Annotated in this window: 18 protein-coding genes; 5 read left to right on the top strand and 13 right to left on the bottom strand. The window is 69.9% G+C overall.

All coding sequences use genetic code 11. The features are described from left to right. Positions 1 to 174 precede the first annotated feature (174 nt). Entirely contained in the window at positions 175 to 1,482 is a 1,308-nt protein-coding gene (locus CVV72_RS00540; protein WP_219150370.1) for a wax ester/triacylglycerol synthase family O-acyltransferase, read from the top strand. Positions 1,483 to 1,551: 69 nt separating this feature from the next. On the opposite strand, the gene CVV72_RS00535 is transcribed toward CVV72_RS00540, so the two are convergent. Together CVV72_RS00535 and CVV72_RS00530 are read right to left on the bottom strand one after the other, a co-directional pair. Then, the gene (locus CVV72_RS00535; RefSeq protein ID WP_034319228.1) at positions 1,552 to 2,943 is read right to left on the bottom strand and encodes a class II 3-deoxy-7-phosphoheptulonate synthase; all 1,392 of its coding nucleotides are present in this window, start codon (positions 2,941 to 2,943) and stop codon (positions 1,552 to 1,554) included. A gap of 78 nt (positions 2,944 to 3,021) precedes the next feature. Further along, positions 3,022 to 3,954, bottom strand: a complete 933-nt coding sequence (locus CVV72_RS00530; protein WP_219150368.1) for a serine protease — start codon at positions 3,952 to 3,954, stop codon at positions 3,022 to 3,024. 134 nt (positions 3,955 to 4,088) lie between these two features. On the opposite strand from CVV72_RS00530, the gene CVV72_RS00525 reads away from it, so the two are divergent. Then, on the top strand, positions 4,089 to 4,505 hold the full coding sequence (locus CVV72_RS00525) for a hypothetical protein (RefSeq protein ID WP_255632427.1): 417 nt from the start codon (positions 4,089 to 4,091) through the stop codon (positions 4,503 to 4,505). Here CVV72_RS00525 and CVV72_RS00520 read toward each other — a convergent pair whose 3' ends face one another. The 3 genes from CVV72_RS00520 to gltB form a co-directional block, all read right to left on the bottom strand. After that, a complete protein-coding gene (locus CVV72_RS00520; protein WP_219150366.1) occupies positions 4,506 to 5,900 on the bottom strand; it encodes an alpha/beta hydrolase in 1,395 nt (464 codons plus the stop codon). A gap of 347 nt (positions 5,901 to 6,247) precedes the next feature. Next, positions 6,248 to 7,756, bottom strand: a complete 1,509-nt coding sequence (locus CVV72_RS00515; RefSeq protein ID WP_219150364.1) for a glutamate synthase subunit beta — start codon at positions 7,754 to 7,756, stop codon at positions 6,248 to 6,250. Beyond that, positions 7,749 to 12,317 (bottom strand): glutamate synthase large subunit, encoded by a 4,569-nt coding sequence (gene gltB / locus CVV72_RS00510; RefSeq protein WP_219150362.1) that lies wholly within the window; start codon positions 12,315 to 12,317, stop codon positions 7,749 to 7,751. The genes CVV72_RS00515 and gltB overlap by 8 nt, the downstream gene beginning before the upstream one ends. Positions 12,318 to 12,644: 327 nt before the next feature. Here gltB and CVV72_RS00505 point away from each other — a divergent pair, with 327 nt between their 5' ends. Both CVV72_RS00505 and CVV72_RS00500 read left to right on the top strand, forming a co-directional pair. After that, positions 12,645 to 13,430: an SDR family oxidoreductase gene (locus CVV72_RS00505; protein WP_219150360.1), complete on the top strand. Its 786-nt coding sequence runs from the start codon at positions 12,645 to 12,647 to the stop codon at positions 13,428 to 13,430. 12 nt (positions 13,431 to 13,442) lie between these two features. Then, complete coding sequence (locus CVV72_RS00500; protein WP_219150358.1) at positions 13,443 to 14,507, top strand: diacylglycerol kinase; 1,065 nt, start codon at positions 13,443 to 13,445, stop codon at positions 14,505 to 14,507. Between the two features lie 50 nt (positions 14,508 to 14,557). Here CVV72_RS00500 and lgt read toward each other — a convergent pair whose 3' ends face one another. The 3 genes from lgt to CVV72_RS00485 are packed head-to-tail and all read right to left on the bottom strand — an operon-like array spanning position 14,558 to position 17,930. Further along, complete coding sequence (gene lgt / locus CVV72_RS00495) at positions 14,558 to 15,592, bottom strand: prolipoprotein diacylglyceryl transferase (RefSeq protein WP_219150356.1); 1,035 nt, start codon at positions 15,590 to 15,592, stop codon at positions 14,558 to 14,560. Positions 15,593 to 15,621: 29 nt separating this feature from the next. Then, positions 15,622 to 16,791, bottom strand: coding sequence for a M20 family metallopeptidase (locus CVV72_RS00490; protein ID WP_219150354.1), 1,170 nt, complete (start codon positions 16,789 to 16,791; stop codon positions 15,622 to 15,624). After that, positions 16,788 to 17,930 (bottom strand): amidohydrolase family protein, encoded by a 1,143-nt coding sequence (locus tag CVV72_RS00485; protein WP_219150352.1) that lies wholly within the window; start codon positions 17,928 to 17,930, stop codon positions 16,788 to 16,790. Before CVV72_RS00485 ends, CVV72_RS00490 begins: the two co-directional genes overlap by 4 nt. Positions 17,931 to 18,026: 96 nt before the next feature. Here CVV72_RS00485 and CVV72_RS00480 point away from each other — a divergent pair, with 96 nt between their 5' ends. Continuing rightward, positions 18,027 to 19,400 carry a glutamine synthetase family protein gene (locus tag CVV72_RS00480; protein WP_219150350.1) on the top strand — a complete coding sequence of 458 codons (1,374 nt, stop codon included), beginning with the start codon at positions 18,027 to 18,029 and terminating at the stop codon, positions 19,398 to 19,400. A gap of 68 nt (positions 19,401 to 19,468) precedes the next feature. On the opposite strand, the gene trpA is transcribed toward CVV72_RS00480, so the two are convergent. The 5 genes from trpA to CVV72_RS00455 all read right to left on the bottom strand — a co-directional run bounded on the left by trpA (position 19,469) and on the right by CVV72_RS00455 (position 24,603). Further along, positions 19,469 to 20,260, bottom strand: a complete 792-nt coding sequence (gene trpA, locus CVV72_RS00475) for a tryptophan synthase subunit alpha (RefSeq protein WP_219150348.1) — start codon at positions 20,258 to 20,260, stop codon at positions 19,469 to 19,471. Continuing rightward, positions 20,257 to 21,486 (bottom strand): tryptophan synthase subunit beta, encoded by a 1,230-nt coding sequence (gene trpB / locus CVV72_RS00470; RefSeq protein ID WP_192741165.1) that lies wholly within the window; start codon positions 21,484 to 21,486, stop codon positions 20,257 to 20,259. The genes trpA and trpB overlap by 4 nt, the downstream gene beginning before the upstream one ends. Then, complete coding sequence (trpC, locus tag CVV72_RS00465) at positions 21,483 to 22,292, bottom strand: indole-3-glycerol phosphate synthase TrpC (RefSeq protein ID WP_020630310.1); 810 nt, start codon at positions 22,290 to 22,292, stop codon at positions 21,483 to 21,485. The genes trpB and trpC overlap by 4 nt, the downstream gene beginning before the upstream one ends. Positions 22,293 to 22,484: 192 nt before the next feature. Further along, positions 22,485 to 23,000 (bottom strand): Trp biosynthesis-associated membrane protein, encoded by a 516-nt coding sequence (locus CVV72_RS00460; protein WP_219153738.1) that lies wholly within the window; start codon positions 22,998 to 23,000, stop codon positions 22,485 to 22,487. Between the two features lie 40 nt (positions 23,001 to 23,040). Next, the gene (locus CVV72_RS00455) at positions 23,041 to 24,603 is read right to left on the bottom strand and encodes an anthranilate synthase component I (RefSeq protein WP_219150346.1); all 1,563 of its coding nucleotides are present in this window, start codon (positions 24,601 to 24,603) and stop codon (positions 23,041 to 23,043) included. Positions 24,604 to 24,615: the final 12 nt, after the last annotated feature.

Raw genomic sequence — 24,615 nt, 5'->3', positions numbered from 1 at the left:
GGGGACGCACTTGTCCACCATCTGCCGCAGAGCCGTGGTCCATGTCCGAACGTGATCCCATCGTTCGAGTGAAACCAGCGGTAGTTAGCGCCCCTGAAACATGACGACCACCCGCTCGTCATGTCAGGCTGGTGCAGTTGTGCCCATCGCCCCCGGTTCCGAGAAAGGTCACTGATGTCAGGCCCCCAGCTGAGCGCACTCGATGTCGCTTTCCTTTGCCTGGAAAGCGAAACGACGCCCATGCACATGGGCGCGGTGGTCACCTTCCGCCCGCACGGGCAGGTGCACGCGCGTAAGCTGACCGCGCTGCTGGCCGAGCGGGCCGCACGGCTCCCGAAGCTGCGACAGCGCCCCCGTACCGCGCTGTTCCCGCCCGGTGCCGCCGTCTGGGCCGAAGACCCGGATTTCGTTGCCAGTGAACATATTTCACATCATCATCTGAGCTCCCTGTACGAACCGGACCCGCTTTCCGCCTACGCCTCGCGCTGGATGGGGCGGCCGCTCGACACCGGAAAACCCTTGTGGGACTTGCATCTCGTCACCGGCCTGCCGGACGGCGAGTTCGCGTTGCTGCTGAAACTGCACCACGCCCTCACCGACGGGGCGGGCGCGTACGCCGTCGCCGTGGGCCTGCTCGACGAACTCCCGCGCGCGCCGAGGCGTCCGCACAGCGGCTCCGTGCCGCCCGCGCCCCGCTCCCCTGTGGACGCTGTCAAGGAAGCCGTCGGCTCGACGCTGGCACAGGCCGGGATCGCCTCTTCGGTCGTCCGCGCGACCCGTTCGCCGCTGTCGCCGATCAGCGCGCCGCCGTCGACCGAACGACGGCTCGGCCTCGTCCGGCTGGACACCGCCGAGATCCGGCGGATCCGCCGGGCCCACGGCGGGACCGCCAACGACGTCGTGCTGGCGATCCTCAGCGGCGCGCTGCGCGAGTGGATGATCAACCGCGGCCAGCGCGCCGACGACCGGACGCTTCGGGCGCTCATCCCGGTCAGCGTGCGCGGGCGCTCCGCCGAGCAACTCGGCGGGAACAAGCTGTCCGGCTATCTCTGCGAGCTGCCGGTCGGCCTCGACGATCCGCTGGAGCGGCTGCTGGCCGTCCAGCACGAAATGAGCCGGAACAAGGCGGCGGGCCCCGCGCGGGGTCCTGGCGCGTTCCCGCTGCTCGCCGACCGGATGCCGCCGATGCTGCACCGGCTCGGCTCGAAGGCCGCCGGGCTGGCCGCGCCGCTGCTGTTCGACCTCGTGATCACCACGGTGCCGGTGCCGCCCAACCGGCTCACCCTCGACGGGACGAAGGTCGCGGGCGTGTACCCGTTCGTGCCGCTGGCGCCGCGGCAGGCGGTCGGCATCGCGGTGGCGACCTATCGCGACTCGGTCCACATCGGACTTCAGGCGAACGGGGCGGCGGTTTCGGACGTGGGTTCGCTGCGGGACGGCGTGCTCAAGTCGGCTTCACGCCTGCTGGACACTGTTCACTGAAGCGCGTGAAGGCCCCCTTCCCTCGGCTGAGACGAGGGAAGGGGGCCTTCACGCGCTAGGTCGAGCCGGTCAGCCGCGCAGCATCTCCGCGACGAGGAACGCGAGCTCCAGCGACTGCTGTGTGTTCAGGCGCGGGTCGCACGCGGTCTCGTACCGGCCGGAAAGGTCCAGATCCGAGATCTCCTGCGCGCCGCCGAGGCATTCGGTGACGTCCTCGCCGGTCAGCTCGACGTGGATGCCGCCAGGGTACGTGCCGAGCTTGCGGTGCACCTCGAAGAAGCCCTGCACCTCGTCCACGATCCGGTCGAAGTGCCGGGTCTTGTAGCCCGTCGAGGACTCGTGCGTGTTGCCGTGCATCGGGTCGCACTGCCAGATGACCTTGTGCCCGGACGCCTCGACCTTCTCGACGATCGCGGGCAGCACCTCGCGGACCTTGCCGTTGCCCATCCGGGCGATCAGCGTCAGCCTGCCGGGCTCGTTGCGCGGGTCGAGGCGGCGGACGTACTCGACGGCCTGCTCCGGCGTGGTCGTCGGGCCGATCTTGAGGCCGATCGGGTTGGCCAGCAGTTCGGCGAAGGCGATGTGCGCGCCGTCGAGCTGCCTTGTCCGCTCGCCCACCCACAGGAAGTGCGAGGACAGGTTGTACAGCTTCGGGTTCGCCGCGTCCGCGCGGTCCATCCGCAGCATGGAGCGCTCGTAGTCCAGCAGCAGCGCCTCGTGGCTGGCGAAGATCTCGGTGGACTGGAGCGAGGTGTCGGTGACGCCGCAGGCCGACATGAACCGCAGGCCGCGGTCGATCTCCGAGGCCAGCGCCTCGTAGCGCTCGCTGGCGGGCGAGGACTTCACGAAGTCCTTGTTCCAGTCGTGCACCTGGTGCAGGTCCGCCATGCCGGCGCCGGTGAGGGCGCGGACGAGGTTCATCGCGGCGCCCGCGTTCGCGTAGGCGCGGATCATCCGGCCGGGGTCGGGCACGCGGAGTTCGGGCTTGGCGACGAGCGAGTTGATGATGTCGCCGCGGTACACCGGCAGGCCGAGCGCGTCGGTGGACGCCGAACGCGGCTTCGCGTACTGGCCGGCGATCCGGCCGACCTTCACCACCGGCAGGCTCGCGCCGTAGGTGAGGACGACGGCCATCTGCAGCAGGGTGCGCAGGTTGGCGCGGATATGCGGTTCGGTGTTCGACTCGAACGTCTCCGCGCAGTCGCCGCCCTGAAGCAGGAACGCCTCGCCGCGGGCGACCATCGCGAGCCGGTCGGAAAGACGGTCGATCTCGGCGGGGACGGTGATCGGGGGCACACTCTCCAGCACACCGCGGACGCGCTTCGTCAGCTCGGCGTCCGGCCACTCGGGCTGCTGCGCGGCGGGCCGGGAAAGCGCGTCGTCGAGCCGATCACGCAGCTCGGGAGGCAGAGGAGGCAGTTCGGGGAGCGTGTCGACGGGAACGTCCACTGTCCAGTTCACCGGACCAGGATATGCCGCGCCGAAAGCCGCCCGCCCACCGGGACGAAAGTCCCAAAACGTGGACGGGCGGCGGGCTGATCAGGCGGCCTGCGCCTTGTTGTAGAGGTTCTGCGCGTCCGTGCCGAAGTACGGGCCGAACATGTAGCCCGGCAGGAAGGTGTAGCCGAAGCTGTTCACCGAAGCCTGGATGCCCGCGCCGGTCGCCTCGCTGAAGTTGAGGAACCACGGGCCGCCGCTCGAACCGCCGGTCATGTTGCAGTTCATCCCGTGGTCCTTGGTGAGCAGGAAGTCGGTGAACGTGCTCCCGCTGCAGTAGATCAGCTTCGAACCGTCGTACGGGGCCGCCGCCGGGTACCCGAACGTGTACATCGACTGGTTGCGCGCCTGGTTGAACGCGATCCCCTGCGCGCCGACGACGTCGGTCAGCTTCTGCCCGTTGAGCGGGTTGACCACGGCCGCGCCGATGTCGTAGTTCATGTCCTCGCTCGCTTCCCACTGCGGAGTGGTCAGCGTGCTCTTCGCGGCCCAGGTGCCGTAGGGCGTGTTGCCGTTGTCGTAGCCGGGCGCGAAGGTCCAGTTCGTGTGCCAGGCGCCCTGGTACTTCACGCAGTGCCCGGCGGTGATCACGACACTGCCGTTGGTGCTGGTGACCGCGTCACCGGAGCACGAAGCGTTCCGCCCGCCCATGGTGAAGAACACCCGGCCCGCGGTCTGGACGACCTTGCCGGCCCCGGTCCACGCGCCGCCACCGTTCGGGATGCTCTGGATGATCGTGCTCTTGCCCTTCGCGACATCCTTCGGCGTGAAGGCGGGCGCCTGGACCAGCCGTTCGATCGGCACCGCCGACCGCATCCGCTCGGGCGTCCAGTAGGCCGCCACCGCCTCCGCGCCGGTCGCTGCCTGATGCTGGACCGGTCCGGCGTGAGCGGGACTCGCGACGGCTGTCAGCGCCGTCACCGCCAGCCCGACGAGCGCCGCCAGGATCCCCGTCCGGGAAGCCGTCCTCTTCATGGCGTACCACCTTTCGCCACCGTGAATCGCCGTATGACTTGCACGACATTTCGAAAGTATTTGTCCTGCTACCGGGCGTACAAGCGGCCGTTCGGCCCAACTACGGCCAAGCCGCGGGCGGGTTAGCCTTGCTCGTGGGGATTTCGGTGAACGGCTTCGCCCGGCTGGGCACGCATCTCGTGGCTCCGATCGCCTGGATGCTCCTGGCACCGATCGCGATCGTGGTCGGTGACGGCCAGGGCCTCGTCTGGCCCTCGCTTCTGGCGCTGGCCGGTTCGGCGCTCGTCACTCTCGCCGTGGGGTGGCTGATCAAGCGCGGATCCGGTTTCGGGATCTCGCCGTACACGTCGCCCGAATCCGCCGCGATCACCGTGCTGGTGTTCACCCTCGGGCCGGTGATGCTGTTCGGTGGCCTCCTGGTGGCCTGGCTGGGCTGGGCCCGCGTCAAGCTCGGCGAAGACACCTTCGCCGAAGCCGCCGCCGGGATCCTGCTGGGGATCCTGGTCGGCGGCCTCGGCTGGATCGGTTTGATCGTCCTTCTGTCCTCTTGATCAGGCCGGGCACTGCGTGTCGGTGGCCGGGAGTTCGCCTTCCCGCAGATAACGCACGACGACGTCGTTCCCGCAGGCGTTCTCCCGGGTGAAGACGCCGTGCCCGCCGGCGTCCACGGTGACGAACTTCGCCCGTGCCCCCAGCGCCGCCCGCAGTTCGCGGGCGCCGACGAGCGGTGTCGCCGGGTCGCGGAGGTTCTGCACCAGCAGGATGTTCGACGGCCCGCGGTCGTGGATCCGCACGGGCGGTTCGCGGCGTTCGACCGGCCAGAACGCGCACGGGGTGATGTTCGCGGCGGCGGGGCCGAACATCGGATGCGTCACGCGGGCGCGTTCGACCGCCTTTTGGTAGTAGCGAACGTTTTCCGGCCAGTCGGAATCGTTGCAGAGCACCTGGAGCTGGAGCGCGGCGTGGTTGTCGGAGTCGAGCGGCCCGCCCTGCGCCTTCGCTGTCGGAGCGGACCATTTCTCGGCGAGGCCCGGGAAGTTCGCGTCGTCGTACAGCGCTCCCCAGGTGTCGCTTCGGATTCCCGGGCGCTTTTCGGCCAGTTCGACGAACCTCGCCGTCACCTCGGCCGGCGTCCGCCCGAGGTGGTAGACGTCGTCCCGTGCCGCCGCCCAAGCCGTGAAGTCGCCGAAGCGGTCATCGAAGCCCTCGGCGAAACGCTGATGCGCCCGGACGTCCAGCCCGTCGGGACCGAGCAGGCTGTCCAGCACGATCCGGTCCGTGCGAGCGGGGAACATCGACGCGTAGGCGGCGCCGAGATAGCTCCCGTACGAGACGCCGTAGTACGAGATCTTCCGCTCCCCCAGCGCCGCGCGGATCCGGTCCATGTCGCGCGCCGTGTTGGCGGTGGTCATCTGCGGCAGGAGATCCGCCGTCTTCGACTCGGCGCATTGCTTCGCCACCACACGGGACTTCGCCGCCTTCTCGGCGACGTCACGCGGGCCCTCCGCGTACGGGCCGACGACGATGAACCGCTGTTCCTCGGTGAGATCGCAGGTCACCGGCGTGCTGTAGGTGGTCCCGCGCGGGTCGAAGCCGACGACGTCGTACCTGTCGAGCAGGCCGGACTGTCCCTGACGCTGCGCGAGTTGCGCGGGCATCGCCAGGCCGGGGCTCCCGGGGCCGCCGGGGTTCATCAGCAGCACACCTCGGCGCTGGGGCGAGGTGCTCGCCTTGCGGGAGATGGTGATTTCGATGGTCCGCCCGCCGGGGTCGGCGTAGTCCAGCGGCACCTTGAGTCTCGCGCATTCGAGTCCCTCGGCCGGCGAGGGTGTCACGCCGTAGTCCGGGCACGGTGACGTCCACTTCAGCGCCGGGGCCGCCTCGGCGGTCGCTGGGACGGCCATGGTGAGTGGCAGGAAAGCCAGTATCGCCAACGTTTTTCTCATGCGGAGAGCGTTGCGCGGCAGGCCGCCCTACCGCGTCGGCCCGGAGCCTGATCCGGGACCTCCACCTTCGGGAGGAGCCGGGGCTGACGTTGGTCTTGGGCCTCGCGAACGGCCCGTTCGCGTGATCAGCCGGACGACACACGTGCTTGGACGGACGACACACGTGTTCAGATGGACGACTCGCGCAGGCCCCGGCCGTCAGTCGTGTCGTCCATCCAGTCACGCGTGTCGTCCATCGGATCACACGTGTCGTCCATCCAGTCACGCGAACCGCGTTACCGGAGGGCCGGGCCGCACATGTCGCGAAAGTGGCTTTCGCGACGCGCCAGACGTGACGCTGTCCGGGCCTAGACCACCGCGAGCGGCAGCGCCGTCGGGTGCACCGGAGCGGGCAGGTCCGAAGCACCGGTCAGGTAGGCGTCCACCGCGCTCGCCACCGAGCGTCCCTCGGCGATCGCCCACACGACCAGCGACGCGCCGCGGTGCGCGTCACCGCAGACGAACACGCCGGGCGACCCGGTCTGCCAGTCCGCACCGCACGAGAGCGTGCCGCGTTTGGTCAGCGACAGGCCGAGCCCGTCGAGCAGCGGCATGTGCTCGACGCCCTCGAAGCCGATCGCGAGCAGGACGAGGTCGGCGGGCAGTTCCTCGACCTCGTCGTTGACCGGGGTCACCATGCGCTTGCCGGTCTCCGGGTCCTTGACCACGCGGACCTGACGGAGCTCGACCGCTCGCACGTTGCCCTCGTCGTCGCCGATGAACCGGGTGACCGCGACGGCGAACTTGCGCTCGCCCGCCTCTTCGTGCGCCGGGTAAGTGCGCAGGATGTACGGCCAGGTCGGCCAAGGCGACCGCTCATCGTCCCTTGTGGACGGTGGCGTCGGGTACTGGTCCAGCTGGGTCACCGAAAGCGCGCCCTGACGGGTCGCAGTGCCGTACGAGTCGGCCCCGGTGTCACCGCCGCCGATGATGACGACGTGCTTGCCTGCCGCGTCCACCGCCGACGGGCCGTCGCCCTCGACGTACTTGTTGGCCGGGACCAGATGCTCCATCGCCAGGTGGATCCCGGACAGCTCGCGACCGGGCGTCGTCGTGTCGTCGCGGCCGCGCAGCGCGCCCACGGCGAGGACCACCGCGTCGTAGCCCGCCCGCAGTTCCTCGACGGTAAGATCGACGCCGACCTCGCAGCCGGTGACGAACTTCGTGCCCTCCTTGCGGAGTTGCGCGAGCCGCCGGTCGAGGACCTTCTTCTCCATCTTGAACTCGGGGATGCCGTACCGCAGCAGGCCGCCGAGCCGGTCGTCCCGCTCGTAGACGGTCACTTCGTGGCCGGCCCGGGTCAGCTGCTGCGCGGCGGCGAGCCCGGCAGGGCCCGAGCCGACGACCGCGACCCGCTGCCCCGACGACACCGCCGAGATCTGCGGCTGCACGTAGCCCGCTTCCCACGACTGGTCTGCGATGGTCTGCTCGACCCGCTTGATCGCAACCGGACCGCCGGACAGCGGCGAGACCGAAAGGACACAACCCGCCTCGCACGGCGCGGGGCACAGCTTCCCGGTGAACTCGGGGAAGTTGTTGGTGGCGTGGAGCCGGTCGCTCGCCGCGGCCCAGTCGCCGCGGCGCACGAGGTCGTTCCACTCCGGGATCAGGTTGCCCAGCGGGCAGCCGGAACCACTGGAATGACAGAACGGGATGCCGCAGTCCATGCACCGCGAAGCCTGCTTGCGCACCTGTTCGTTGCGCTCGGCCGGCTCCACGTCGGCGTACACCTCGCCCCAGGTGGCGAGACGCTCCTCTTTGGACTTCTTCTTCGGCTCTTCTCGTTCGTACTTCAGGAAACCCGTCGGATCAGCCACGAGCGGCCTCCATGATCGCTTCGTCGACATCGCGGCCGGCGGCGCGCGCCGCCTTCGCCGCGTCAAGGACACGCTGGTAGTCGCGGGGCATCACCTTGGTGAACGCCGCCGAGCGACGCGGCCAGTCGCCGAGCAGCGACGCGGCCACGGCCGAACGTGTGAGGTCGTAGTGCTTCTGCACGGTCTTCTTGAGCCAGGCGAGGTCGTCCGACGACGGGGTCTGGAGATTCACCATCTCCTCGTTGACCTTGCCGCGGTCGAGGTCGAGCACGAAGGCCTCGCCACCGGACATGCCCGCCGCGAGGTTGCGCCCGGTCGGGCCGAGCACCACGGCCTGCCCGCCGGTCATGTACTCGAAGGCGTGGTCTCCGACGCCCTCGGCGACGACCACCGCGCCGGAATTGCGCACGCAGAACCGCTCGCCGACCTGGCCACGCAGGAACATCTCGCCGCCGGTGGCACCGTAAGCGAGCGTGTTCCCGGCGATGGTCTGGCCTTCCGCCGCGAACTTCGCGTCCGGATGGGGGCGCACGATGATCCGCCCGCCCGAAAGGCCCTTGCCGACGTAGTCGTTCGCGTCGCCGACCATGTCGAGCGTGATGCCACGCGGCAGGAACGCGCCGAGCGACTGCCCGGCGGAACCGGTCAGCAACACGTGGATCGTGTCCTCGGGCAGGCCTTCGCCGCCGTAGCGACGGGTGATCTCGGAACCGAGCAGCGTGCCGACGGTCCGGTTCACGTTCCGCACCGGCAGTTCGAGCCGCACCGGGTGCGCGTCCTCCAGCGCCGCCTCGGCGAGCTGGATCAGCGTCCGGTCGAGCGCGTGCTCCAGGCCGTGGTCCTGGGTCCGCGTGCGCCGCTTCGCCCCGCCGTACGGGGTTTCGGCCGGCATCTCGAAGATCGGCGCGAGGTCGAGACCGGAGGCCTTCCAGTGCTCCACCGCTTCGTCGGTGTTCAGCATCTCGGCGTGCCCGATGGCCTCGTCGAGGGTGCGGAAACCGAGCGCCGCCAACGTTTCCCGGACCTCTTCGGCGACGAACCGGAAGTAGTTCACGACGTGGTCGGCCTGGCCGGTGTACCGCTTGCGCAGATCCGGGCTCTGGGTCGCGACGCCGACGGGGCAGGTGTCGAGGTGGCAGACGCGCATCATGACGCAGCCTTCGACGATCAGCGGCGCCGTCGCGAAGCCGTACTCCTCGGCGCCGAGGAGCGCGGCGATGACGACGTCCTTGCCGGTCTTCATCGCGCCGTCGACCTGCACGGTGATCCGGTCGCGCAAACCGTTGAGCAGCAACGTCTGCTGTGTTTCGGCGAGCCCGATCTCCCACGGGGTGCCCGCGTGTTTGAGCGAGTTCATCGGGGAGGCGCCGGTGCCGCCGTCGTGACCGGAGATCAGCACGACGTCCGCGTGCGCCTTGGATACGCCCGCCGCGACCGTGCCGACGCCGAGCGAGGACACCAGTTTGACGTGGATGCGGGCGTTCTCGTTGGCGTTCTTGAGGTCGTGGATCAGCTGCGCGAGATCCTCGATCGAGTAGATGTCGTGGTGCGGCGGCGGCGAGATCAGCCCGACGCCCGGCGTCGAGTGCCGCGTGCGGGCGATCCACGGGTACACCTTGTTCGGCGGCAGCTGCCCGCCCTCACCCGGCTTCGCACCCTGCGCCATCTTGATCTGGATGTCGTCGGCGTTGACCAGGTACTCGCTCGTGACGCCGAACCGGCCGCTCGCGACCTGCTTGATCGCGCTGCGCCGCGCCGGGTCGTAGAGCCGCTCGGGGTCTTCCCCGCCCTCACCGGTGTTGGACCGGCCGCCGATGCGGTTCATCGCGATGGCGAGCGTTTCGTGTGCCTCGGCCGAAATCGAGCCGTAGGACATCGCGCCGGTGTTGAAGCGCTTGAAGATCGCCTCGACGGGCTCGACCTCGTCCAGCGGCACGGGCTCGCGCGTGCCCTCGCGGAAGGAGAACAGCCCCCGCAGCGCGCCACCCTGCCGGTACAGGCGGTGCACCTCGTCGGAGTACTTCTTGTACACCTCTTCGCGGCCGGTCTTCGTCGCGTGCTGCAACAGGAAGACGGTCTCCGGGGTGAACAGGTGCAGTTCGCCCTCGCGGCGGTACGCGTACTCGCCGCCGGTCTCGAGTCCACGGTGGACCCGGTCGGTCGGGTTGTCCGGGTACGCCCGGCGGTGGCGCGTGGCGACCTCTTCGGCGAGCACGCTCAGTCCGACTCCGCCGAGTTTCGACGACGTCCCGGTGAAGTACTCGTCGAGCAGATCCTGTGCCAGGCCGAAGGATTCGAAGACCTGCGCGGCGGTGTACGCGCCGACGGTCGAGATGCCCATCTTGGACATGATCTTCAGGACGCCCTTCACGAGCGCCTTGACGTAGTTGCGGATCGCCTTGGCCGGCTCGATGCCGGTGACGGCACCGGTCGAGATCATGTCCTCGATGGTCTCGAAGGCCAGGTACGGGTTCACCGCCGCGGCGCCGTAGCCGAGCAGCAGCGCGATGTGGTGGACCTCGCGGGCGTCACCGGTCTCGACGACCAGCGCGACACGGAGCCTTTCCTTGGTCCGCACCAGATGGTGGTGGACCGCCGACACGAGGAGCAGCGACGGGATCGGCGCCATGCGGTGGTCGGAGTCGCGATCGGACAGCACGAGCGTGCGCGCGCCCGCCGCGATCGCTTCGGAAGCCTCACGCCGGACCCGCTCGATCGCGGACGCCAGCGCGTCGGCGCCACCGTCCACTTCGTACAGTCCGGAAAGGACACTGCAGGCGAAGCCGGGGAGATCGCCGTCGTCATTGATGTGGATCAGCTTGGCGAGCTCGTCGTTGTCGATCACCGGATACGGCAGCTGCACGTGGCGGCAGGAAGCCGGGCCGGGGGCGAGCAGGTTCCGCTCCGGCCCCATGATCCGGCTCATCGACGTGACGAGCTCTTCGCGGATCGCGTCCAGCGGCGGGTTGGTGACCTGCGCGAAGTTCTGCTTGAAGTAGTCGTAGAGCAGGCGGGAACGCTGCGACAGCACCGCGGGCGGGGTGTCGGAACCCATCGAGCCGATCGGCTCGGCCGCCTTCACCGCCATCGGCGCGAGGAGGATCTTCAGCTCTTCTTCGGTGTAGCCGAAGGAAAGCTGGCGCCGCAGCACGGAATCGTGGCTCTGCACGATGTGGTCGCGGTCGGGCAGGTCGGCGATCTGCAGGAGACCGGCGTGCAGCCAGCCCTCGTACGGGAGTTGCTTCGCCAGCTCCGACTTGACCTCTTCGTCGTCGACGATCCGGCCTGCTTCGGTGTCCACCAGGAACATGCGGCCGGGCTTGAGGCGGCCCTTGGCCACGACGTCCGCGGGGGCGACGTCGAGGACGCCCGCCTCGCTGGCCAGCACGACGCGATCGTCCGCGGTATGCCACCATCGGGCGGGGCGCAGGCCGTTGCGGTCCAGTACGGCGCCGACGAGGGTGCCGTCGGTGAAGGTGACGCAGGCCGGGCCGTCCCACGGCTCCATGAGGCTGGCGTGGAACTGGTAGAACGCACGACGCTGTGCGTCCATCCCGGTGTGGTTCTCCCACGCTTCGGGGATCATCATCAGCACCGCGTGCGGCAGCGACCGGCCGCCGAGGTGCAGCAGTTCCAGCACCTCGTCGAAGGAGGCGGAGTCCGACGCGTCGGCCGAGCAGATCGGGTACAGGCGGGTCAGGTCGCCGGGGATGAGATCCGATTCGAGCAGCGCCTCACGGGCGCGCATGCGGTTGCGGTTGCCCCGGATGGTGTTGATCTCGCCGTTGTGCGCGACGAACCGGAACGGGTGCGCCAGGGGCCACGACGGGAAGGTGTTGGTGGAGAACCGGGAGTGCACGAGCGCGATGGCGCTGGTGAGCCGGGTGTCGGTCAGGTCGGCGAAGAAGAGCGGGAGCTGCTCGGGGGTCAGCATTCCCTTGTAGACGATGGTCCGCGAGGACAACGACGGGAAGTAGGTGCCGCAGCCCGCGGTCACGCTCTCGTTCTCGACGCGTTTGCGGAGACAGAAGGCCAGGCGGTCCAGCTCGAGGCCGGAGGGACGTCGCCCGTCGGCCTCGGCGCCCGCGACGAACAGCATCGCGAAATGCGGCATCACCGAACGCGCCGTCGGGCCGATGTCGGCGCGGTCCGCGTCGACCGGGACCTCACGCCAGCCGAGGACGTCGAGGCCCTCTTCATCGGCGATCCGCTCGATCAGGGCGATGGCCTTGGTCCGCTCCTCGATGTCCGAGGGGAGGAAACCGATCCCGGTCGCGTAGGTCTGGTGACCGTCGGCGTCCGCCTCGGGCAGGATGAAGTCCACTTCGGCCCGCAGCAGCTCGTCCGGGAGCTGCAGCAGGATGCCCGCGCCGTCACCACTGGTCGGCTCCGCGCCCGCGGCGCCGCGGTGATCGAGGTTGGTCAGCGCGGACAGGCCGTCGGTGACGATGCCGTGCGAACGCCGCCCGCGGACGTCGGCCACCATGGCCACACCGCAGGAGTCCTGTTCGGATTCGGGATCATAGAGACCCTGTTTGCCTGGAATGGCGGAGAAGATCATGAAGGGACCTCCTTCGTCGTCTGTGCTCAGCGGCCGGGCGGGGCCGGCCGGGGGAATGCGCACGGGACGACGATGGCCCGTTCGTTAGCGCGACTTTAACACCTGTGAAACACGTCGGCATCAGTTCGGCGGGCGGGAAAGCCCGTCGATGGGTAACGATATGGACGCCCGGAACGACAGAGTTCCTGATGAGGTCGCAGTAGTTCGTTCCGCTAAGTATATGTCCCGTTCCGAGATGTCACGAGACGCGGTGAGGCGACCCTAGTCACTCCCGGGGGCTTTTGCACGCCAGACCCAGGTCAACTAGAACGTGTTACAGTTCCGCGCATGATCCTGGATCGTTTCCGGCTCACCGACCAGGTCGCCGTCGTCACCGGCGCCGGACGCGGGATCGGCGCGGCGACGGCCGTGGCGCTCGCCGAGGCCGGTGCCGACGTGGTGATCTCGTCCCGCACCGAAACCCAGCTCGACGAAGTGGCGGCCCTGGTCGCCGCCACCGGCCGGCGAGCGCACGTGATGCCCGCCGATCTGAGCGACCCGGCCGCCGCGGGCGAGCTGGCGCGGATCGCGACGGCGGAGTTCGGGCGGCTGGACCTGGTGGTCAACAACGTCGGCGGAACCTATCCCCGGCCGCTGCTGGAAACCACCGCCGAGTTCCTCGAAGAAGCCTTTCGTTTCAACGTCTCCACCGCCCACGCGCTGACCGTCGCGGCGGCCCCGTCCTTACTGGAGACGGGCGGTTCGGTCGTCAACATCTCGTCGGTCATGGGCCGCGTGACCGGCCGTGGCTTCGCCGCGTACGGGACGGCGAAGGCCGCGCTGGCGCACTACACCCGGCTCGCGGCGGCCGATCTCGCGCCGAAGGTGCGGGTGAACGCGATCTCGGTCGGCTCGGTGGCGACCTCCGCGCTCGAAGTGGTGGTGGGCAACGACGAACTGCGCGGCCGGATGGAGGCCGCCACTCCCCTGCGCCGGATCGGCGAGGCCGAGGACATCGCGGCCACCGTCGTGTTCCTGGCGTCGGGCGCGGGCCGGTACGTCACCGGCAAGATCATCGAAGTCGACGGTGGATTGCAGGCCCCGAACCTGGAGCTGGGCCTGCCCGACCTGTAGGAGGCGAACGCCGTGCGCGTGGTCCAGTGGAGTACCGGGAACGTCGGCCGCCACACGCTGGCCGGGATCGACGCCCGCCCCGATCTCGAACTCGCCGGGGTCTGGGTCTCGAGCGAGGCCAAGGCGGGCGTGGACGCCGGGGAACTGGCCGGGCTCGGGCGGCCGTCAGGCGTCACCGCGACGACCGACGCGGACGGCCTCATCGCGCTGAAGCCGGATTGCGTGGTCTACACGGCGATGGCCGACGATCGGCTGCCCGAGGCCGTCGAAGACCTGAAACGCTTCCTGCGCGCGGGGATCAACGTGGTGTCCAGCAGCCCCGTGTTCCTCCAATACCCCGAAGGTGTCGTCCCGCCGGAGATGATCGAGCCGATCCGGGAGGCCGCCCGCGAAGGCGGCGCTTCGCTGTGGGTCAACGGTGTCGACCCCGGTTTCGCCAACGACTGGCTGCCGCTGGTGCTCACCGGCGTCTGCGAACGGATCGACGAGGTGCGCTGCCTGGAGATCCTCGACTATTCGACGTACAACCAGGCCAAAGTGCTGTTCGACATCATGGGCTTCGGCCGGGAGATGGACGATCTGCCGCTGTTGCTGCAGCCCGGCGTGCTGTCGCTGGCCTGGGGCAGCGTCGTGCGGCAGCTCGCGGCCGGGCTGGACGTCGAGCTCGATGCCGTCGAGGAGGTCTACGAACGGCTTCCGGCTCCTGAGACGTTCGACATCGCTTCGGGGACGATCGACGAGGGCACGGCGGCGGCGCTGCGGTTCGAGGTGCGCGGCATGCGCGGCGGGCGGGCGGTGTGCGTGCTGGAGCACATCACGCGCCTGCGCGGCGACCTCGGGCCGGACTGGCCGCAGCCTGCCGGGCAGGGCTGCTACCGCGTCCAGGTGACCGGGGAGCCGAACTACGTGCTGGACCTGCGCCTGGTCGGCAGCGACGGCGACCACAACACGGCCGGGCTGAAGGCGACCGCGATGCGGCTGGTGAACGCGATCCCGGCGGTGGTGGCGGCTCCGCCCGGACTGCTGACCGCGCTGGACCTGCCCTTGGTGACGGGGCGGGGCCTGGTCACCCGCTGACGCGGTTTTGCCGACGTGACTGGTGGGACTTCACGTACTCAAAGAGCGGGCTACTTCTCGGGATCCGGCTTCGGATCCTCCGTCGCCTTGTCCGCGGCCGAGTCCCGGACGGTGTCCGGGGCCGCCGCGACCTCCGCGTGCGTCTCCTCGGCGGAAGCCGCGGCGGGCGAAGCGTCGTCCTCCCGCGGCACGTCCTTGCTCCACAGCGTTTCCGGCGCTTCCCGCGGCCCTCGTTTGGCGGCCAGGACGAAGTACACGATCGCGGCGGCGAACAGCAGGATCGAGGTCCACACGTTGACCCGCAGGCCCAGGATGTGGTTCGCGGTGTCGGTCCGCATCATCTCGATCCAGAACCGGCCCGCGGTGTACCCGGCGACGTACAGCGCGAACACACGGCCGTGGCCGAGGCGGAACTTCTTGTCCGCCCAGATGACCAGCAGCGCGACACCGAGGTTCCAGATCAGCTCGTAGAGGAACGTCGGGTGCACCGGGCTGTCCGGCAGCGGGACGTGCCCGAGCGCGACGCCGTTCAGGAAGTCGTCCGGGTTGGCCGGGTTGTAGCGCTGGTAGATCTCCAGGCCCCACGGCAGGTCGGTGTGCGCGCCGTAGAGCTCCTGGTTGAAGTAGTTGCCGATCCGCCCGATGGCCTGCGCGATCACGATCCCCGGCGCGAGCGCGTCGGCCATCGCGGGCAGCGGGATCCCCCTGCGGCGGCAGGCGATCAGCGCGCCGACCGCGCCGAGCGCGATGGCGCCCCAGATCCCGAGGCCGCCGTCCCAGATCTTCAGCGCGTCGAGCGGGTTCTTGCCCTCGCCGAAGTACAGCTGGTTGTCGGTGATGACGTGGTACAACCGCCCGCCGACCAGGCCGAACGGCACCGCGAAGACGGCGACGTCGATGACGGTGCCCTTCGTGCCGCCGCGGTTCACCCAGCGCCGCTCGCCCAGCCAGATCGCCACGATGATGCCGGCGATGATGCACAGCGCGTAGGCCCGGATCGGGACCGGCCCGATATGCCAGACGCCCTGGTCGGGACTGGGGATGGTCGCGAGGAACGCTGCCGAGGCGGTATTCACGTCGGCCACCGTAGCGCTTCATCCACTTCTTGGGGGCGTCAGCCCTCGACGGCGGCCAAATAGCCCGCGATCAGCGCGGACGCGACATGCCCGATGGCGGCGTCGGGCGGCAGGAACACCTCGTCGTGGAGGCTGGGCGCGCCCGCGGTGTCGCCGAGGCCGACGAACATCATCAGCCCGCGGGTCGTCCCGCAGTAGTGCGCGAAGTCGTCGGCGCCGAACGACCGGAAATCGGTGTCCACGCCTGCCCCGGTCCGGACGAGCCGCCGGTGCGCGCGCTGGGTGAGCCCGGCGTCGTTGTGCAGCACCGGTTCGCACGGGCTGATCTCCAGTTCCGCCCGGCAGCCGTGTGCCTGCGCGGTGCCGTGGACGACCTCGGCGAGCCCCTCCAAGGCGAGATCGCGGTCTTCGGCGCGCATCAGCCGCAGCGAGCCCGACAGGCGGGCCTCGTTCGGTACGACGTTCGCCGTCGTCCCGGCTTCGATCCGCCCGACCGAGCAGACCGCGCCGAACACTGGATCGACCCGGCGGCTCGCGAGTTGCTGCAGGCTCACCACCATCTGGCTGAGCGCGAGGATCGGATCACGCAGCAGATGCGGGTAGCCGGCGTGCCCACCCTGGCCGCGGACGACGACGTCGAACTCGTCGGTGGAGGCGTTGACCGGCCCCGGCACCGCCGAAACCACTCCCGCGGCGAGCCTCGGCTGCACGTGCGCGCCGATGACCGACTCGACGCCGTACTCGGCGAGCACGCCGGACTCGACGATGTCCAGCGCGCCGGACGGCGACGTCTCCTCACGCGGTTGCAGGAGCGCGATGAGCGGCCGGGGCACGCCGACGACGGCGGCGGCGCGGCAGGTGGCGACGAGCGCGGCCATGTGGACGTCGTGCCCGCACGCGTGCATCAGCGGCGTCTCCGAGGCCCACGGGATCCCGGTGCGTTCGGTGACCGGCAGCGCGTCCAGCTCGGTGCGCAGCGCCACGGCCGGGCCCGGCGCGGTACCAGGGAGCAGCACGGCGCGCCCGGTCTTGGCGACCCGGACCCCTTCGTCGATGCCCAGCGCCTCGACGACGGCCCGTGCGGTGTCCTCTTCGTCCCCCGACGCGCGCGGATCGGCGTGCACCCGGTGCCGCAGCTCGATCGCGGACGGCAGTTCCGCCTCGACGGCGGCCTCCCATCGGTCCTGCAGTTCGTCCAGTTCCGTCATGTCCCCTCCAGCCCGTACACCCGTTCGGCGTTGCGGTGCCCCACCAGCGCCGCTATCCGATGCGCGTCCACTTCGGACAGTACGTCCGAACTGAGCCCCGCGTACAGGAAGTCGGACAGTCCTTGCCGGAACAGCGCCGTACCGAGGTGGTACAGCTCGGCCAGCCCGAACGCGTCCGTGGAGAACAGCAGCTTCCCGAACGGCACGATCTCCATTGTCTCCGCGATGATCGCCGGCGCACGATGACCGGCGTTGTGCGTCGCGAGTCCCACGTCGATGAACACGTGCTCGAAGACCTGCGCCAGATACGCGGCGTTCCGGTGGAAGGGATAGTTGTGCAGCAGCATGATCGGCACCCCGTGTGACCGGGTGGCCCGCAGCAGCCCGGTGAGCAGCAGCGGATCGCAGCGGTGCAGGTCCACGTCGGAATCGCCGAAACCGACGTGGAACTGGATCGGCAGGGCCAGGTCGATCCCGGTCCAGATCAGGAACCGGTGCAGCACCTCGTCCGCGAGCCGGACCGGTTCGCCCGCCTCGATCCGCGCGAGCCAGCGGCCTGCCGCTTCGGCGACTTCGGCGTCCGTCGGGCGCTCCCCCGCCAGGTCGAGACCGACCCGGTAGGCGGCGATGGACTTGAACCCGACCGCGGTCGTCGCGCGTCTCGCCAGTTCTTCGGCGAAGGCGGACGCGAATCCGGCCGCGGTGGCGGAGCCGATCACCGTTTCGGCGACCTGTTCGAGCCGGACGATGTCCCGCGCGCGGGCACCGGACAGGGCCGCGAACTGCTCGGTCGTGGTCAGCGTGTCCGGCAGGAAGCCGCCGTCGAGCAGGAACTCGGTCGTGCCGGTGGCGCGCAGGAACCGCGCGTTGACCTCGGTGGCGCCCAGTTCGGCGCGGCGGGCCAGGTAGACCTCGGCCGGGGCGTGCGGCGGCAGGTCGAGCACCGGGGCGCAACGGGCCCGCACGGCGAGCCCGATCAGCGAGTCGAACAGGGTCGTGCCCAGTGACGAGACGGTGTCGGCCTCGGTGAGCAGCTGTTCGAACTCGATCCGGCCCAGATCACCGGTGACGACGCCGTGGCAGTGGTGATCCACCAGCCTCGTCCGGGCGACGAACGGCAGGATCGGGGTTCCCGGCATGAGCGCGTCCCTTCTCGTGATCGACGAGTGCGGCCTCACCCTATGGCCGCGTCCGGGCGTGGCAAGGGACTCCGATCGAGGCCAGGATGAGGAACCATGGTGAACCGGGAAGCACTGACCGCCCGCGCGACCGCCCTCACCGGGGAGCTCCGGGCACGGGGTGTCGAGCTCGTGGCGCTGACCTTCGTGGACAACGCCGGGATCGCGCGCGTCAAGGCGGTGCCGCTGCGAACGTTGCCGTCCGCGGCGGCGTGGGGTGTCGGTGCTTCGAAGTCCTTCGACTTCTTCGGCTCGGACGACGTGATCACCGGCGGTGAGCATTCCCTGGGCCCGGTCGGGGATCTGCGGCTGCATCCGGACCTCGACGCGCTGACCGTGCTCGCCGGGCAGCCCGGCTGGGCCTGGGCGCCGGTCACGAAAGTCGACCAGGAGGGCAAGCCGCATCCGCAGGATCCGCGAGCCCTGCTGGCGACGGCGGTGGACCGGCTCGCCGCCCGCGGGCACCGGGCTCGGATGAGTTTCGAAATCGAATGGGTGATCACCGATGCCGGCGCCCCGGACGATCCGACGTCGGCCACCGCGGGCCCGGCGTACGGCTACGCGAGGCTTTCCGAGCACGCGGACTATCTCCGCGCCCTGGTGTCCACTTTGGACCAACAGGGCGCCGGGGTGGAGCAGATCCACCCCGAGTACGCGGACGGCCAGTTCGAGCTGTCCGTCGCCGCGGCCGACCCGGTGCGCGCGGCCGACGTCGCGGTCCTGACGAAGGAGACGATCCGCGCGCTCAGTCACCGGCACGGGCTGAAGGCGTCCTTCACCCCGAAGTTCGCGCCCGCCGGCGTCGGCAACGGCGGGCATGTGCATCTGAGCGTCTTGGACGGCGCGCGGAACCTTTTCTCCGGCGGGGAAAGGGTTTTCGGGCTGACACCGGTCGCGGAGTCGTTCAGCGCGGGCATCCTGCGGCGGCTGCCCGCGCTGCTCGCGATCGGGGCGCCGTCAGTGGTCAGTTATCTGCGGCTGGAACCGCACCATTGGGCGGGCGTGTACACCGCGTGGGGGCTGGAGAACCGGGAGACGCCGCTGCGGCTGGTGCGCGGCGTCGCCGGGAACCGGGACTCGGCGGCGAACCTCGAGGTCAAATGCTTCGACCTGACCGCGAATCCGTATCTGCTGGCGGCCGCCCTGCTGTTCGCCGGGATGGCGGGAGCCGATGAGGAAGCGTCCCTGCCGGAGCCACTCGACGTCGACCCAGGGACCTTGACCGAGGAGGAGCGCGCCGCCCGTGGGATCGCGCGGCTGCCTCTGCGGCTGGAGGACGCCGTCGCGGCGTTCGAGGCGGACATGGACCTGGCGGCCGCGTTCGGCGCTCCGCTGGCGAGGACGATCGTGGACGTGCGGCGCGCGGAGATCGAGCGGTTCGCGCGCGCGAGCCCGGAGGAGATCACCGAAGCGCAGCGGTGGCGGCACTGAGCGGTAGCGCGTGAAGGCCCCCTTCCCTCGGCTCAGCCGAGGGAAGGGGGCCTTCACGCGCGATCAGGTCAAGCGGGGGCGACGGTCTTCCGCACACCAGCGGCGAGTTCGGCCGAAAGCTCCCGGACCGCGTCCAGGCCGCTCGCGGCGGCGGTCACCAGCGCGGAGCCGACGATGACGCCGTCCGCGAAACCGGCGACCTGCGCCGCCTGCTCGCCGGAACGGACGCCGAGCCCGACCCCGATCGGCAGGTCCGTATGCGCACGAGTGCGCGCGACCAGGTCCTCGGCATGCACGCCGACCTGGTCACGGGCGCCCGTCACGCCCATCACGGCGGTGGCGTACACGAAACCGGAAGCGGCCTCGACGGTCTTGGCGATCCGCTCCTCCGAGGAGGACGGCGCGACCAGGAAGATCCGGTCCAGACCATGCTGCTCGGAGGCGGCCATCCACTCGTCGGCCTCGTCCGGGATCAGGTCCGGGGTGATCATGCCGAGCCCGCCCGCGGCGGCGAGGTCCCGCGCGAAGCGGTCCACGCCGTAGCGGTGCACCGGGTTCCAGTACGTCATCACGACGGCCTTGCCGCCGCGCGACGACACCGACTCGACGACCTCGAACAGGTGCTTGAGCTTGAAGCCGCCGGAGAGCGCGCTCACCGACGCGGCCTGGATGGTCGGGCCGTCCATCACCGGGTCCGAGTAGGGCACGCCCACCTCGACCAGGTCGGCACCGCCGTCGACCACCGCGGCCAGCAGGTCCTTGGACCCGTCGACCGTCGGGAAGCCCGCCGGCAGGTAGCCGATCAGCGCGCCGCGGCCCTCGGCCCGGGTCTTCGCGAAGATGTCGTCCAGCGCGCTCATGCGTTCTCCACCAGGCCGAAGTACTTCGCCGCCGTGTCCATGTCCTTGTCACCACGACCGGACAGGTTCACGATGATCAGCCCCTCGGGGCCGAGTTCGCGGCCGAGCACCAGCGCGCCGGCCAGCGCGTGCGCCGACTCGATCGCCGGGATGATGCCCTCGGTGCGCGAGAGCAGCTTGAACGCGTCCATCGCCTCGGCGTCGGTCACCGGCCGGTACTCGGCGCGGCCGCTGTCCTTGAGCCACGAGTGCTCCGGGCCGACGCCCGGGTAATCGAGGCCCGCGGAGATCGAGTGCGACTCGACGGTCTGGCCGTCCTCGTCCTGCAGCAGGTACGTCATCGCGCCGTGCAGGTTGCCCGGGGTGCCCTTGGTCAGCGTGGCGCCGTGGCGATTGCCCTCGATGCCCTCGCCGCCCGGTTCGAGACCGACGAGCCGGACGTCCGGGTCGTCGATGAAGCCGTGGAAGATGCCGATCGCGTTCGATCCGCCACCGACGCAGGCCGCGACGGCGTCCGGCAGGCGCCCGGCCTGCTCCAGGATCTGGACGCGGGCCTCCTCGCCGATGATCTTGTGGAAGTTCCGCACCATCATCGGGAACGGATACGGGCCCGCCGCCGTGCCGAACAGGTAATGCGTGGTGTCGGCGTTGGTGACCCAGTCGCGCAGGGCCTCGTTGATCGCGTCCTTGAGCGTGCGCGAACCGGTCTTCACCGGGACGACCTCGGCGCCGAGCAGCTTCATGCGCGCCACGTTCAGCGCCTGCCGCTCGGTGTCGACCTCGCCCATGTAGACGATGCATTCCAGGTCCAGCAGCGCGCAGGCGGTGGCGGTGGCCACGCCGTGCTGCCCGGCCCCGGTCTCGGCGATGACCCGCTTCTTGCCCATCCGCTTGGTGAGCAGCGCCTGGCCCAGCACGTTGTTGATCTTGTGCGAACCGGTGTGGTTCAGATCCTCGCGCTTGAGGAAGATCCGGGCGCCGCCGGCGTGCTCACCGAAGCGCTTGGCCTCGGTGAGCAGCGACGGACGGCCGGCGTAGTCACGCAGGAGACGCCGGAACTCGTTGACGAAGTCCGGGTCGTTCCGCGCCTTGTCGTATTCGGCCGCGACCTCGTCGACGACGCCGATCAGGGCCTCGGGCATGAACCGGCCGCCGTACGGGCCGTAGTAGCCCCGGTCGTCCGGATCGTGCTTGCCGTGCGGTTCTTCGTGGTACTCAGTGGTCATCGAGAAGGCCTCGGGCAGGCCGGGTGCGATCCGGCGGTGACGAGCTTGACCAGCGCGCCCTTGGGGTCGCCCGAAGCGACGAGCCCTTCGCCCACGAGGACGGCGTCGGCACCGTGGCCCGCGTAGGACATCAGGTCGCCAGGGCCGCGCACGCCGGACTCGGCGATCTTGAAGACGTCCATCGGCAGGCCGGGGGCCAGCCGCGAGAAGACGTCCCGGTCGACCTCGAGGGTGTGCAGGTTCCGGGCGTTGACGCCGATCACCTTCGCGCCGGCTTCGAGGGCCTTGTCGGCCTCTTCGGCGTTGTGGATCTCGACCAGCGCGGTCATCCCGAGGGATTCGACCCGGTCCAGCAACGCGATCAGGGCGTTCTGCTCCAGGGCCGCCACGATCAGCAGGACCATGTCCGCGCCGTGCAGCCGCGCCTCGTGGACCTGGTACGGGCTGACGATGAAGTCCTTGCGCAGCACCGGGATGTCGACCGCCGCGCGGACCGCGTCGAGGTCGGCGAGCGAACCGCCGAACCGGCGCTGCTCGGTCAGCACGCTGATCACCCTGGCGCCGCCGTCGGCGTAGTCCTTCGCCAGCGCGGCCGGATCGGGGATCTCGGCCAGGTCGCCCTTGGACGGGCTGCGCCGCTTCACCTCGGCGATGACGCCGATACCGGACTCGCGCAGGGCCGCGAGCACGTCACGTGGGGGCGCGACCTGGGTCGCGCGCTTCTTCAGTTCGTCGAACGGCAGAACCGCCTCGCGCTCGGCGAGATCGGCACGGACGCCGGCGACGATGTCTTCGAGCACGCTCACCGGAGTTCCTCACCGGCCGTCGTGCTCACTGATTCCTTCGCAAGGTCGCTCACAAAAACCTTCCCCTTCCCGCCGAAACGATGCTAACCCCCGCACGGATACGGCCTGGTTCCGGGTATGTCCGTTACTCCGAATGCCAACCGTGTCATCTTTCGCGGCGTAGATCTCGAAAACGCGCGTTTTCCGCGGCCATCACCGGGTCGCGGTGGGATCTTCGCCTTCGGACAGCGCCTCCCACAGCTCGGTCTCCGGATCCTTGGCGGCCTTCTTCTTCGCCCCGGGCGCCGAGTACTTCGCGCCGAGGCGAGGCATCCGGCCCGCGCCCTTGATGGCTGCCAACCCGCCCGCCGTCACGAGAATTCCCCCGAGGATCGCGAGCCCGCGGGCTCCCAGCAGCTGAGCCACGGGCAAACCGTCGGCCAAACCGCTGAACGAGCCGCCCGCCACGCCGATCCACACCGCGGCGACACCGGACACGGCGAGTACCACGCCGAGCACCCGGCGTGGCCAGCCGCCGGTGGCGATCAGCCCCGCCGTGCCGGCGAGCGCCAGCAACGCCAGCGGAACCAGCGCGACCGCACGCTGTGAACCGGTTTCCGTGTACAGCACCGTGCCGCGCACGCCTCCGTCACGGAACTCCGCGAACCACACGAGCTGCGAAGAACCCCACAGCGCGACCGCGCCCAGCAGCAGGCCCACCACGGCGATCCACAGTGGACGCTTGGTCTTCTTCGCCGGGGTCGGGGCCTCAGACACGAGTGCTGTCACCCGCCGGGTCGAGTTCGTCCGCCGCGATCATCGTCTGCGCCGCCGCGACGGCGGACAGCACGGTGCGGGCCTTGTTGAGCGACTCGTTGTCCTCGTAGTCGGCCACCGAGTCCGCGACGACTCCCCCACCGGCCTGGACGTACGCGGTGCCGTCCTTCATCAGCGCGGTGCGGATCGCGATCGCGGTGTCGGCGTCCCCGGCGAAGTCGAGATACCCGACGACACCGCCGTAGAGCGCCCTGCGGGTCGGCTCCAGTTCCTCGATCAGCTGCATCGCGCGGACCTTCGGCGCACCGGAGAGCGTCCCCGCCGGGAAGCAGGCGGCGACGGCGTCGAAGGCCGTCTTGTCGTCGAGGAGTTCGCCGGTGACCGTGGAGACGATGTGCATGACGTGGCTGTAGCGCTCGACGTCGAAGAAGTCGACGACGCGCACCGTGCCGGGCTTGCAGACCTTGCCGAGGTCGTTGCGGCCGAGGTCGACGAGCATCAGGTGCTCGGCGCGTTCCTTCTCGTCCGCCAGCAGGTCCTTGGCCAGCTGCGCATCCTCCTCCGGGTCGGCGCCGCGCCAGCGGGTGCCCGCGATCGGGTGCGTGGTCGCGCGGCCGTCCCGGACGGTGACCAGCGCCTCCGGGCTCGACCCGACGATGTCGAAGCCGTCCAGGCGCAGCAGGTACATGTACGGGCTCGGATTGGACGTGCGCAGCACGCGGTAGACGTCCAGCGCGTCGGCCTGGGTCTCGATCTCGAATCGTTGCGACGGCACGATTTGGAACGCTTCGCCCGCCTTGATCGCCTCGACCGCCTTCTCGACGGCCGCGTGGAAATCCGGCTTGGTGCGGCGGCGGGTGAATTCGGGCGCGGGGCGGTCGAACACGGCCGCCGTGGCCGGGGCGGCGACGTGCAGCTGCTTGGTCATCGCGTTCAACCGCGCGACCGCGTCGTCGTAGGCGGCGTCGACGCGCTCGGGCGAGTCGTCCCAGTTGACCGCGTTGGCGATCAGCGTGACGGTGCCCTCATGGTGGTCGAAGGCGGCCAGGTCGGTCGCCAAGAGCATCGTGAGCTCGGGGATGTCGAGGTCGCGCTCGGCGAGTTCGGGAAGCCGTTCGAGCCAGCGGACGGCGTCGTAGCCGATGTAGCCGACCATCCCGCCGGTGAGCGGCGGCATCCCGGGCAGCTGCTCGGTGTGGAGCGCGGCGACGGTCTCACGCAGCACGGTGAGCGGGTCACCCTCGGTCGGCAGGCCGACCGGCGGGGTGCCCGTCCAGACCGCCTTGCCGTCACGCACGGTCAGCGCGGCGGGGCTGTCGACGCCGATGAACGACCATCGGCTCCAGGACGCGCCGTTCTCCGCCGATTCGAACAGGAACGTCCCCGGCCGGTCGGCGGCGAGCTTGCGGTAGACCCCGATGGGGGTCTCACCGTCGGCGAGCACGCGGCGGACAACGGGGATGACGCGACGGCCCTCGGCGAGCGCGCGGAACTCGTCGCGCGAAGGGCTGACCGAGCCGAGCCCCGACGGGCTGGCGTTTGCGGCGCTGACCATGTCGCTCATTGT

It is taken from the genome of Amycolatopsis sp. TNS106 (assembly GCF_019330265.1).
Classification (GTDB): Bacteria; Actinomycetota; Actinomycetes; order Mycobacteriales; family Pseudonocardiaceae; genus Amycolatopsis; species Amycolatopsis lurida.
The sequence above is the reverse complement of the archived record's forward strand: the minus strand, read 5'-3'. Positions and strand labels throughout refer to the sequence as shown.